The sequence below is a fragment of the Ohtaekwangia sp. genome, assembly GCF_036568665.1.
Classification (GTDB): Bacteria; Bacteroidota; Bacteroidia; order Cytophagales; family Cyclobacteriaceae; genus Ohtaekwangia.
The window spans coordinates 14,974-27,144 of record NZ_DATCSD010000274.1 but is presented as its reverse complement, the minus strand read 5'-3'; the positions used below and the strand labels follow the sequence as shown (position 1 = coordinate 27,144).

At 44.6% G+C, this 12,171-nt stretch carries 9 protein-coding genes; 5 read left to right on the top strand and 4 right to left on the bottom strand.

Annotated features, from left to right (window positions below; genetic code table 11):
• Positions 1–168: 168 nt before the first annotated feature.
• Complete coding sequence (locus VIN08_RS15350) at positions 169–3,591, bottom strand: S8 family serine peptidase (protein ID WP_331966854.1); 3,423 nt, start codon at positions 3,589–3,591, stop codon at positions 169–171.
• Between the two features lie 250 nt (positions 3,592–3,841).
• Here VIN08_RS15350 and VIN08_RS15345 point away from each other — a divergent pair, with 250 nt between their 5' ends.
• A complete protein-coding gene (locus VIN08_RS15345; RefSeq protein WP_331966852.1) occupies positions 3,842–4,825 on the top strand; it encodes a hypothetical protein in 984 nt (327 codons plus the stop codon).
• 29 nt (positions 4,826–4,854) lie between these two features.
• Positions 4,855–5,265 (top strand): hypothetical protein, encoded by a 411-nt coding sequence (locus tag VIN08_RS15340; RefSeq protein WP_331966850.1) that lies wholly within the window; start codon positions 4,855–4,857, stop codon positions 5,263–5,265.
• Between the two features lie 232 nt (positions 5,266–5,497).
• On the opposite strand, the gene VIN08_RS15335 is transcribed toward VIN08_RS15340, so the two are convergent.
• Positions 5,498–6,736, bottom strand: a complete 1,239-nt coding sequence (locus VIN08_RS15335; protein ID WP_331966848.1) for an ABC transporter permease — start codon at positions 6,734–6,736, stop codon at positions 5,498–5,500.
• Between the two features lie 168 nt (positions 6,737–6,904).
• Between VIN08_RS15335 and VIN08_RS15330 the strand changes: the two genes are divergently transcribed.
• Entirely contained in the window at positions 6,905–8,164 is a 1,260-nt protein-coding gene (locus tag VIN08_RS15330) for an asparagine synthetase B (protein ID WP_331966847.1), read from the top strand.
• A gap of 74 nt (positions 8,165–8,238) precedes the next feature.
• Here VIN08_RS15330 and VIN08_RS15325 read toward each other — a convergent pair whose 3' ends face one another.
• Positions 8,239–8,730: a hypothetical protein gene (locus VIN08_RS15325; protein ID WP_331966845.1), complete on the bottom strand. Its 492-nt coding sequence runs from the start codon at positions 8,728–8,730 to the stop codon at positions 8,239–8,241.
• 255 nt (positions 8,731–8,985) lie between these two features.
• Positions 8,986–9,696, bottom strand: coding sequence for a hypothetical protein (locus VIN08_RS15320; RefSeq protein WP_331966843.1), 711 nt, complete (start codon positions 9,694–9,696; stop codon positions 8,986–8,988).
• Between the two features lie 463 nt (positions 9,697–10,159).
• Between VIN08_RS15320 and VIN08_RS15315 the strand changes: the two genes are divergently transcribed.
• Together VIN08_RS15315 and groL are read left to right on the top strand one after the other, a co-directional pair.
• On the top strand, positions 10,160–10,438 hold the full coding sequence (locus VIN08_RS15315; protein ID WP_331966841.1) for a co-chaperone GroES: 279 nt from the start codon (positions 10,160–10,162) through the stop codon (positions 10,436–10,438).
• Positions 10,439–10,464: 26 nt separating this feature from the next.
• Positions 10,465–12,102 carry a chaperonin GroEL gene (gene groL, locus VIN08_RS15310; RefSeq protein ID WP_331966840.1) on the top strand — a complete coding sequence of 546 codons (1,638 nt, stop codon included), beginning with the start codon at positions 10,465–10,467 and terminating at the stop codon, positions 12,100–12,102.
• Positions 12,103–12,171: the final 69 nt, after the last annotated feature.

Here is a 12,171-nt window from a genome sequence, read left to right as displayed (position 1 = left end):
TTCGGCATTCAATCCCTGGTTGAGCGCCGATATAAAACCATACGGCATATACTCACTGCCAATGTCGATCATGTTGCCTACTACATTTACCTTATCATCGATGGTAAGCATACCATAGCGGGTAATCATCAACTGATCCGTTGTCTGGTTGAAGATCGGGAAATCGAATCAAAGTTTTACCGGGTAAAAATGATTGGTAACTACATCTTTAAAGAAAGTTGTGATTTCAGTACCAGTGCCCGCTATATCTTCCCATGAATACGCCAGGCCCGATCCATCGGCACTGGTACGATACGAATAGCCATAGGCATTATAGCCTCCGCTTACATAATCTATACCTTCGCCACTCGCATACTTCGGCATGAAGTATTGCAGCGGATAATTACCGGTATTTTTGATAGTAAATTTACCGGTAGCCGTTGCACCCAACGCCAGGTTATAGGTAGCACTGGCCGGTGTAAGACTGATCCTGGAAGGCGCTACGCCTATACCCACCATGGATATAGCATAGGTATTGCCGTTACCGTCTGCAAGCGTAAGCACACCATTGCTGGTACCGGTTTGTCTGGCTGTATATTTTACACGGATCGTGGCATCGCCTAACGCACTGATCTTATAGGGAGTGTCGGTAATAGTAAAGTCGGCATGACTGGAAGTGGCATCGCTCACCATAAAATTACCATAGCCTTTATTCTTGATCGTTACCTCTATTTCTTTGGAGCGACCTACAAATATACCCCCGAAATCAACCACCGGTATAGCTTCCAGCACAGGCTTCTGACCTTTCACCTGCAGTGATACCGGTATTGTTGTAAGACTGTTGCTGTAGTCGTTATTCACCAATACTATATCTGCGTGGTATTCTCCGTTGATCAGATGAGCACCCTCAGCTGTTACGGTTACAGGCGCTATATCTTTACCGCTAATCGTTCCTTCTGCTGGTTGCAGTGTTATATACTGGTCTAACCCCGGGCTATCGGATACGGGAGTCTGCACCCAGGCATAGTATGGATTCTGAATGGCATCTGCGAGCGGTGTCCAGCTCTTGCCGACATCAAAGCTGATAAAGCAATTGTTCGAGTAAGCATCAGCCGCTTCTTCTGACATACCCAGCGGGTATAAATGTCCGGCAGGCATGTGTATCACTACCCAGAACGTTGTGCCGGATGCAAAGAAGAGTTGCTGACCGAGTTCAAGATTGTATACCTGATCAAAACTTGTATAGCCCGAAAACTCGGCAGCATAAACAAGGTTCTGCCGATCCATTGTTTCGCCCCGGTATATCTCTACAATGAACGGAGGATCACCACGCTCGCTGTTATTATTCAGCAATGCACGAAGACTGGTCATATTAAAACCATCAGCATAGTTCACGGTAAATTTTGTGGCAGACGAATTGGAGATCGTAGTGTCCTCCTCTCCGATCATGTAGCCTCCATAATATTCATCGATCACATAACGTATCTCACGCGGAGTATACGAATCGTTATAGCCCGTAGTAACAGCCTTTGGTCTGTTCTTCAGTTTTGATGTTGACGAATGTACACCCAGCCTGTGAGGGGAAGATGAAATTTTTGCTACAGGATAACGCAGCGAATTCCAGTCGAGGATATAGTCTTTCTGACGCACCTCTCCTTTCCAGCGTAATTCTCCGTCAGCACCGTTCAGTATAGCAAAGCCGTCCTGCGCCTGCGTGCCGGTGGTAACGTCAATAGAAAAATCCAGTGAAGATTTGTCTACGGTTACGCTGGGGCCATCCGTTGTTTTTACTTTGATAATGGTAGATATAGCCGACTTGTTTCCCCAGCGATCTATCGAATATATACCTATATAATATTGGGTGGCCGCAAAAAGTTTGTCAATGCTGTGCTGCATTTTAGCACCGGCATCGCCAGCGTTACCAACCAAAAGCGTTTTAATGTTTTTGCGTTTTGCTACATCGAGACTGTCTTGTGCGTAGGTGATTTCATACTTGGCAGCAACTCCATCATCTGTATCACTACTGGCGCTCCAGGTAAGACCGATATAGTCTTGTGCTATATCAGTAGCGGTAAGATCTTTTACCACTGCCGGAGCTATCTTTCCATTGGTCTTCAGTGCCAATGCGGCATCGATATACCCGACACCAAGCAATCCTATATAATCAGGGTTATATACATCAATGTTGTGCGTACCCGTCATCAACGCAGTCCACAGATCTTGTGCAGTATAATTTTTACCGCCATGCTGCGACACTACCAGTGCTGCTATACCCGACACATGCGGACACGCCATGGATGTACCCTGGAAGAAACCATACTGGTTATCGGGCAGTGTACTTAATATACCATCTTCGCTTGCGTTAAGCTGATCGCCACCCGGTGCCGAGATTTCAACCTTTACACCATAGTTAGAGTAGTATGCTTTTTTATTGGTTCTGCCCAATGAAGCAACTGCCATTACACGATCGTATGCTTCCGGATAATAATCCAGATCGTTGTTGGAGTTACCGGCTGCAAAAATCACGATGCCGCCTTTCATAGGACTATTCGGATAATTACCGGCTTCTTCAATAAAGTAATCGATCGCTTCCAGCACGGCCTGGTCGTATGCCCCGGGCGTTGTATACGTCCAGGAGTTTTGAGAGATCACAGCACCGTTATCGGCCGCATATATATAGGAGGCCGCGGTGTTATCATACATACCGTTGAGTATCTTGGCGCTCATTACTTTCACGCCACTGTTTACACCATCGCCACCCGCTATACCGCTTACACCTATACCGTTGTTGGTAACCGCTGCAATGGTACCGGCTACGTGCGTGGCGTGATCACCGGGAGGTATAGCACCTGAGTCGCCAGAGAAATCATAACCGTTAACATCATCTATATATCCGTTATAGTCGTCATCTATACCCGGTATCCCATTCTTCTCGGCCAGGTTTACCCATACATTCGCTGCCAGGTCGCGATGCTTTACATCTATACCCAAATCATGTACGGCAACAATTACATTCGGATTACCGGTTTGCACTTTCCATGCTTCCACCAGGTTGATGTCGCCTTCCGGTATACCTTCGTTGGTGGTGCCGTCATTTTCATAATGCCATTGCAAATAGAAAAGCGGATCGTTTACCGGACCCGTAAGCGAGCTGATGCGCTCGTCCGTTACAACGGTAGCCCTACCCGGCTGGATAGCTGCCTTGGCGCGAATAGGCTCGGCATGCTCCACATTACCGAGTTTCTTAAACTCACGGGCTGCAGACTCTACATCGGTGTTTAGCGGAACGGTAAGTTCGTACCAGAGGTGCAAGCCATGCTTGCGATGGACGGCTTCCTTTTTAGGGTTGTAAGGAAAGACGCGTGTCATTTCAGTAGCCTTGTGTTTGAGCGTAAGCGCATCGAAGCCCGCTATACCGGTCTGGACATAGCCACTCCTGCGGGCCACCTTCATAGTCTGCAGGGTAGCGTCCATACCGGAGCTGAACTTTACCCGCACTTTGCCGCTCACCACAGCCGCTGGTTTTGTTTGTGCCAGCACATCCCTGGCGCTGCCTGCCATCAGCAAACAGACCATGGTTATGCCGGACATTAGCCGTAGAAAATTCTTCATAGGTTTTGTTTAGGTTAATAATTATTGGGTGCAACGCACATACAACAGTAGGCAATTACCAACAGCTATACCCCAAGAGCGCTATTCACAACGCCCATACAGAAATGGTTGGAGCCCTGCACAATGACTGTACAACGAGATGGCAATACGCTATTTTACAATGTGTTAGCTTCGAGTTGTGCGCTTTGGGATGGCGGAAGATTGTGAGCTTCGTAACCGTTGGAGGTGCGGGATTAGAAGCTCTTTTATCTTGAAAGAGAAAAGCCCTCATTTCGATGGAAAAGATGCTCTCCGGGTCCCCCAAAGATTAAAGCACAGATTAGTTTTTCAGCCAAAAGCCTCACGATTAAAATTCTTTGCTTTCTTATACCTTTACTGCCAAGCTGGCGTTACTCAAGCTAACCTTATCCTAACCATGTTTCAATCTGTTATAAAAAGAAAAGCATTCTTACTTTTCATTGGTTTAATCTGGAGTCTCATTACTTATAGTCAAGATAAAGACTTGCAAAAATCAAGAATTGCCATTCTTGAAGAAGGATTGCTCTTGTATAAACTTGAAAAAGCTTCCTGGCATGGTACTGATATATTAGTACACGATAATTCAGCGCTAATCAATCAGATAGCAGGTTATCTTTCTTACGTGGAGAGTGATACAACAAAGACTATATTCTGGAATAAAACAGATCAGATTATCTTGACGGTAAGCTTCGATAGCATACCCAATGAAAAGAGTGGCATAGCAAATACACAAGTCAGAATACCCACCACAAAAGAAACCGATTTAATAGCACTGCGAAATGCTGCTTTTGAAAAATTAAGTAAAAATGAAGATAAGTTCTTTACCTTTTATGAGCGAACAAACCCCAATCTCATACCTCTCATAACTCCCAAGGAACGAATCGTATTTATACTTACAGGAAGTACTGAAAAACAACTTTGCATTGGCAATGACTATAAATTATGGTTTAATGACAAAAATAAAGTTACCAAAAAGGCACAACTACATAAATCATTGATCCCTATTGGTGCCGAAGACAATAGTGTGGGGACATATCATTCTCATATACTAGCAGACCAACCATTCATGACATCTACGGACATTTGCACATTTCTCCTATATAAGGATATACTTCACATGAGCAAGCACACCGTTGTTTCTGACAAGTATACTTCTATATTTGATACCGACAGGCTGACTTTCATTATTATTCCACGAGATAATAAGCAACATTAGAATGAACTTGGATTCCTAACCCGAATACATTGCGCATAACCATCACCAATCACTACTTCAAATCCGAAAAAAGAAGATTTGAAGAAATACATGCCGGTATAGATTTCAGTTATGATTATTTTGACTATATAAAATTCTTTGAGACGGGCGAGTTTATCTGGAAGTCGGACATGAGCGAATCACTGGACTTCGCATCGTTACTGAAAGGTATATCTCCCGATGAAATTGCACAGCACAAAAACCATCTGCAAGACTTTAACTATAAAGACTATATCTCCGGCCGCTGGAAACACGAAGACAACATGATTGTTATGGATTGGAGCATAGAAGACCACCCTCCTCCTGCCAAAGGATTTAATCCTTACAGACTATATATTGAATGGCTGGACGATGATGCTATTCGGGATAATATGGGATGGGTATACCGCAGGGTAGTGTGAATCGTTATCCGTTAATCGTTATAGGTTACATGTTAATAGGAATACCGGCTAACAAATATCGAATAACGAACACGGAATAATGAATGTAGAAGTTGAATACAGTAGTGGTGTCAGTTTGTTCCCAACTGACATACGGAAAAAGGAAGCTATATCTCTTCGGTATAGAGTATCGTCCCTAAACAAATATACTTTCCATTTGCACCTTGACGATTAACAAATAACGCCTGACGAACTACTCAAACCTCAATGACTCGATCGGGTCGAGCTTGGATGCTTTGTGAGCCGGGTAATAACCGGAGATCAGTCCCACAACGATACATACTACCATCCCCACGATCATCCACAGCCACGGTACTACAAATACTTCTATACCCATGGCGCGCGACATTAGATTACCGATTATTATACCGAGTATAACTCCGGCTATACCTCCGAGTAAACATACTACTATAGCTTCTATCACAAACTGCTGGCGGATGCGCAGCGGTGTAGCGCCCAGTGCTTTTCGCACACCTACTTCGCGGGTGCGTTCGGTTACAGATACCAGCATGATGTTCATCAACGCTATCGATGCACCGAGCAGGGTAATAAACCCTACACTAAAACCTCCTATACGAAGACCACTGGTAATAGACGCCATGTTCTCAGCAAGCGTTTCACTTTTCTCCAATTCAAATGAGTCCGGGTCTCCTACTCTATCATGACGAATATTGCGCATGAGTCCGGTAGCTTCGCCCATGGCATATTCCAGTTGAGTCGGGTCGCTTATACCTATCGTAAGTTCATACCAAAGTCCTTTACCTTTTGCCATCTGGTTGGCTTTGAGCAGTGGTATCAACACCATGTTGTCGTAATTGTCTTCTGCGAGTTGCCCTTTTTCTTTCAACAGTCCGATCACGCGAAATTGTGTTCCGAGAAATGTTACCTCCGAACCAATCACTTTCTTATCCTTATCATCATACAGCGCTTTATATACTTTATAGCCGAGTACAGCAACAGGCGAACCGTGTTCTATTTCAAGTCGAGAGAAGTTACGTCCCTCCTGCATCTCCAAAGCTTTAATAGCAGCATACTCTTCGTTACTTCCTTTGATGCGTACATTGGGATTGGTCTTCTTCGACATGTGTTTTACTTCTGCTATACCGGTGAGATTAGCCGAAAGACTTTTGGTTGCCGGCACTTTATACGAGTCGATAAACTCCTGTGCTTCTGAGAGACGTATCTGCGGATATACTTTTTCTGTAACGCCTTTGTTGTTGGAGTCGCGGTTGGTTTTCGATCGGACATCAAATGTATTGACTCCCAAGGATGAGAGACTTTCATTCACCGACTGTTCGATACCATCGATAGCCGTTAATATCCCTACCAGCGATGTAATACCAATCGCCACGATCAGCGACGTGAGCACTGAACGAAGTAGGTTGGCTTTTACAGAGCGAAGACCTTCTTTTACATTTTCAACGATATCCATGCCTGCTTAAATACGTTATGAAGTTGTATATAGGTTGGTTAACCGGCAAAAATGTTACAAAACCGGGCAACTAAATTTACACGGTGCAGGTTAGCCATCAAATTAGTGTGTGGGTGTCGTGAATGTTGAATGAGAGTTGTAAATTTAAACTGATTAACGGGTACGTGTATGAAGAAATGTGTGATTTTACTGGCAATCCTGCTGATCGGTAAAGCATCGATGGCCAATTCGATTTTTATCCCGATGGATAGCAAGCAGGCCAACCACCTGAAAGCATACGGTATTGCCTACTGGATTTTGAAAAGTGAGATGGAGGTCGACTGGCTGCTGAACTACCGTGGCGGAAGTTTTATGTGTCAGTATCACCCGGCTATTCAAAATGAATTGGTGGTGCGCGGTGTGAGCTTTGAAGTGATCTCGGACGCACAGGCAAACCAGATCATTAACGAGATTGCCAGCCCGGCAGTAAATTACGACATCATGAAGCTGGAGAAATATCCACGCATCGCGGTATACTCTCCCAAGAGTAAACAACCGTGGGACGATGCCGTAACACTGGTACTCACCTATGCCGAAATTCCCTATGATGTTATATTCGATGATGAAGTGATGAATGGCGTGCTGCCTAAATACGACTGGCTGCATTTACATCACGAAGATTTCACCGGTCAATACGGAAAGTTCTATAGCCAGTTCAGCAACTATCCCTGGTATGTGGAGCAACAGAAAGAAGCGGAAGACCTGGCGCGTAAGCACGGCTTCCACAAAGTATCTCAACTGAAGCTCGCAGTATCCAAAAAGATAAAAGAATTTGTGAGCGGTGGCGGCTTTCTCTTCGCCATGTGTTCAGCAACTGACAGCTATGATATAGCCCTGGCAGCGGATGGTGTTGACATCTGCGATCACATGTACGATGGCGACCCGGCCGATCCGCAGGCGCAGCAAAAACTGAACTACGACAATACACTTGCCTTTACAAACTTCCGACTTGAACGTAATCCGCTGCAGTATGAGTTCTCGGATATAGATAATCAACCCAACGAGCGCGGACTTCGTCAGGACAATGATTACTTCTCGATCTTCGAGTTCTCTGCTAAATGGGATCCGATTCCTACCATGTTGACCCAAAATCATACACAGGTGGTTAAAGGATTTTTCGGTCAGACCACAGGCTTCAAGAAGAACCTGATCAAGCCTGATGTACTCATCATGGGTGAAAACAAGGAGATCAAAGAAGCCAAATATATACATGGTATACTCGGCAAAGGCTTCTGGACATTCTACGGAGGTCACGACCCGGAAGACTATCAACACCAGGTAGGCGAAGAACCCACCGACCTCAATCAGCACCCCAACTCTCCCGGCTACAGATTAATTTTGAACAACATTCTATTCCCGGCTGCGAAGAAGAAGAAGCAAAAAACCTGATATTGTGTTGATGTATTCATGTGTTGATGTGTTGGTGTAAATGCCTGCTTCAACACATTAACACTTCAACACCATCATTCGCAGACCGTCACCACAAACTTCCCGTTCACGAAAGTATCGTCTTCGGAGCGGGCATCGATGTTGCCGGTGATTTGAGTGGATGAGATGGAAGTAATTTCGATTGCACCCTCGGAGGCAAGATGACTCGTGGTGGTTTCGTGATCGAACAAGGTTACAGACTGGTTATCTTCTGCATCCCAGTTATTAAAATCAAATTTGAGTTTATAGAGTCCGGTGGCGTGAGGCAGAGTAAAGAATATATGATCGCCTTCCGGCCATACATCACAGCCTGTTCCGGTGTGTTCCTGTACCAATGTGATATAGAGTGTACTCTCCGCGCTCGCTCCGTCTACGGATGCATAACCGGTTTGATACGTCCAGCTGTCATTATCAATCTTGCCGGTAAGGTTCTGATCTTTGAAAGTATAAGAAGTAGATTCGGCTTCGTCTTTACACGATAACGCAGCCAGGGAAAGAATGCTATAGAAGAGGAGATTCTTTTTCATGGAGAGGTGTTCTTATACTATACAAAGAACCATCTTCCGCTCCACTAAATATATAGTAATGTTAAGGTATATCTTACATTCCAGGTTCTGGGTTTAAAGTTTATTAAAGTCTGAAAATTGGGAAGACGGGAAGTCCGAAAGTCGTTCAAAATTACTTCAGGTCTCCTCCGACTTTCCTTCTTCGTACCTCCTGCTTCTTCAACCTTGAACCTGAAACATTGAACAAGGAATATCGAACCTTAAACTTCAAACGCCCTACTTCGAAATGTGCTTCACAAATAGCCGCTTCGCTACGGGCATAAGTGTTTCAGAGAAGGGGAATTTCATCTTCGACAGGATGAGATAAGTTGCCGGATTGGGCATGTCGGTGAAGCGCTTTATCAGGTCGAGCTTGAGTCGCTCGTAAGTATATAGCGGGCGTTTCTCTACACGGTCTACAAATTCGGTATTCAGACTGCGGAGTTGCTCCTGGCTTCCTTCAAATATACTTACCTGGTAGCGGTATATATTGGTTTCTTTCTCGGGTGGCACCGTTACAAACAGGTAGCCTTCGTTCGCATAGAGAGGTGTTACACCTATGGGCGATATCTCACACTGCGATTCTACATATTCATAGATAACAGAACCTTCCTGTAATGAGTCTTTGATGCGCGGCAAAGCAAAATCGATGATCGCTTCCAACTCACTCATCACAGCATCATCTTCCACCATCTGCCGGTAAGTGAGCTCCAGTTTTTTAAATTCTTCCAGCGATATCTCTTTGGGGAACGATTCCCTGATCAGCGTTTTGTTTTCCTTTACGGCCACCAGGTTACGGTAATGAAATACCAGGTCAGCCATGAACGGATATAGCTCTACTTTATCAAACGACTTCCTTACGGTTTGAAGGTACGCGAGCAACACATATTTCTTGTACTCGAAGTCTATCATGCCCTGCGTCAACCAATCTTTCGACAATTTTTCCATACTGCACTCTTTTTGACATTAAAATTTAACGAATCCCTGCGTGGCAATCAAAGGCAGAAGGTTGAAAAGCTGTAACAACGAAGTAAGTTTTGGGTTTCTGGTTTAAAGTTTGGGTTCAGGATTGGAAGCAGGGAAGTCCGAAAGACCGGGAGACGAAAAGTCAGGGAAGTTGCTCAAGCACCTAAACCTGCCACAATTAACTGAACAGTAAACTTGAATCACTTTCAAACTTCCGGACTTCCCGACTCCGATCTTTGGACTTTCATCACTTCCAACTCTTTTTCGCTCTGCCATCTTGCCATTGCACTCGATCTAAATTCATGTCATCGGGGGTATAATTCAGTTGTAAAAGCTGACAGTAATTGGAAAAATTGTCCGTTATTCGCGTCTCTTTACGCGCTGGCACAAAAGCTGATAAGCGCTGATCGTCAAAATTGTTTAACCTTAAAAATCCATTACGTATATGGCAAAAGTCAACTTTAAACCAAATGAGGACAGGGTACTAGTTGAACCCGCTGAAGCTGAAACAAAAACAGCATCCGGAATCATTATTCCTGACACAGCGAAAGAAAAACCACAAAAAGGTACCATCATCGCTGTAGGTGAAGGCCTGAAAGACAAGCCTGTAACTGTAAAAGTCGGAGACACTGTACTCTATGGAAAGTATGCTGGTACGGAAATCAACATCGATGGCAAGGAGTACCTTATCATGCGCAACTCTGACATCTTCGGTATTATTTAATCTATCAACTCAAAACTCAAGAAATCATGGCTAAAGAAATAACATTCGATACGTCAGCCCGCGACAGAATTAAGAAGGGTGTTGACAAATTAGCAGATGCTGTTAAAGTTACACTGGGTCCTAAAGGCCGTAACGTTATCCTCGATAAGAAATTCGGTGCTCCTACCGTTACGAAAGACGGTGTCTCTGTAGCAAAAGAAATCGAATTGAAAGACCCGATCGAAAACATGGGTGCTCAGTTAGTGAAAGAAGTTGCTTCTAAAACTGCTGATGCTGCCGGTGATGGTACTACTACCGCTACTGTTCTTGCACAAGCTATCTATGCACACGGTATTAAGAACGTGGCTGCTGGTGCAAACCCGATGGATCTGAAACGCGGTATCGACAAGGCTGTTGATGCTGTTGTTGAGAACCTGAAAAAACAATCCAAGAAAATTAAAGATTCAAGTGAAGTAGCGCAGGTGGCTACTATCTCTTCTAACAACGATGTGACTATCGGTAAGATGATTGCTGATGCCATGGACAAAGTTGGTAAAGATGGTGTAATCACTGTGGAAGAAGCAAAAGGTACTGAAACTGAAGTAAAGACTGTGGAAGGTATGCAGTTCGATCGCGGTTACCTCTCTCCTTACTTCGTAACCAACACAGAGAAAATGGAAGCTGATCTTGACAGTCCTTTCATCCTGATCTATGACAAGAAGATCAGCAGCATGAAAGAATTGCTTCCTATACTCGAGCAATCTGCACAAACCGGCAAGCCGCTGGTGATCATCGCTGAAGAAGTAGAAGGCGAAGCCCTTGCTACCCTGGTGGTGAACAAGATTCGTGGTGCACTGCGTGTTGCTGCTGTTAAAGCTCCTGGCTTTGGCGACAGAAGAAAAGCTATGCTGGAAGATATCGCGATCCTTACAGGAGGTAAAGTAATCTCTGAAGAGCAAGGCTTCAAACTGGAGAACGCTACATTAGATATGCTTGGCCGTGCTGAGAAAGTGAATATCGATAAAGATAACACGACTATCGTAAACGGTGCTGGCAAGAAGAACGACATCCAAGGTCGTGTAGCACAGATCAAAGCGCAGATTGAAACAACTACATCTGACTACGATAAAGAAAAACTGCAAGAGCGTCTTGCTAAACTTTCAGGTGGTGTGGCTATACTCTATGTAGGTGCTGCTACTGAAGTTGAAATGAAAGAGAAGAAAGACCGTGTAGACGATGCGTTGCATGCAACACGCGCTGCTGTTCAGGAAGGTATCGTTCCTGGTGGTGGTGTAGCATACATCCGCGCGATCGAAGCTCTGAAAGATCCTAAAGAAATTGGCGTTGATAATGAAGACCAGGCAACTGGTGTAAACATTGTTCGCCTGGCACTGGAAGCTCCTCTGAGAACAATCTCTGAGAACGCTGGTCAGGAAGGTTCAGTGATCGTAAACAAAGTTCGCGATGGCAAGAAAGACTTCGGTTTCAATGCACGCGAAAACAAATACGAGAACTTCTTCGATGCAGGTATCATCGATCCTACAAAAGTATCTCGTCTTGCATTGGAGAATGCAGCTTCTATCGCAGGTCTTCTGTTAACTACTGAAGCAGTCGTATCAGAAATTCCTGAAGAGAAAGAAGCACCAGCTATGCCACACGGTGGCGGCATGGGCGGCATGATGTAATCGATATATAGCTCGCTATAAATGAAAAGCTTCACCTTAACAGGTGAAGCTTTTTTATTTGCTATAAGC

What these genes read in the sequence shown, in the direction of transcription:
- VIN08_RS15315 (WP_331966841.1), top strand. Translation starts at nt 10,160, where the DNA reads ATGGCAAAAGTCAACTTTAAACCAAATGAGGACAGGGTACTAGTTGAA.
- VIN08_RS15335 (WP_331966848.1), bottom strand. Translation starts at nt 6,736, where the DNA reads ATGGATATCGTTGAAAATGTAAAAGAAGGTCTTCGCTCTGTAAAAGCC.
- groL (WP_331966840.1), top strand. Translation starts at nt 10,465, where the DNA reads ATGGCTAAAGAAATAACATTCGATACGTCAGCCCGCGACAGAATTAAG.
- VIN08_RS15325 (WP_331966845.1), bottom strand. Translation starts at nt 8,730, where the DNA reads ATGAAAAAGAATCTCCTCTTCTATAGCATTCTTTCCCTGGCTGCGTTA.
- VIN08_RS15330 (WP_331966847.1), top strand. Translation starts at nt 6,905, where the DNA reads ATGAAGAAATGTGTGATTTTACTGGCAATCCTGCTGATCGGTAAAGCA.
- VIN08_RS15350 (WP_331966854.1), bottom strand. Translation starts at nt 3,591, where the DNA reads ATGAAGAATTTTCTACGGCTAATGTCCGGCATAACCATGGTCTGTTTG.
- VIN08_RS15320 (WP_331966843.1), bottom strand. Translation starts at nt 9,696, where the DNA reads ATGGAAAAATTGTCGAAAGATTGGTTGACGCAGGGCATGATAGACTTC.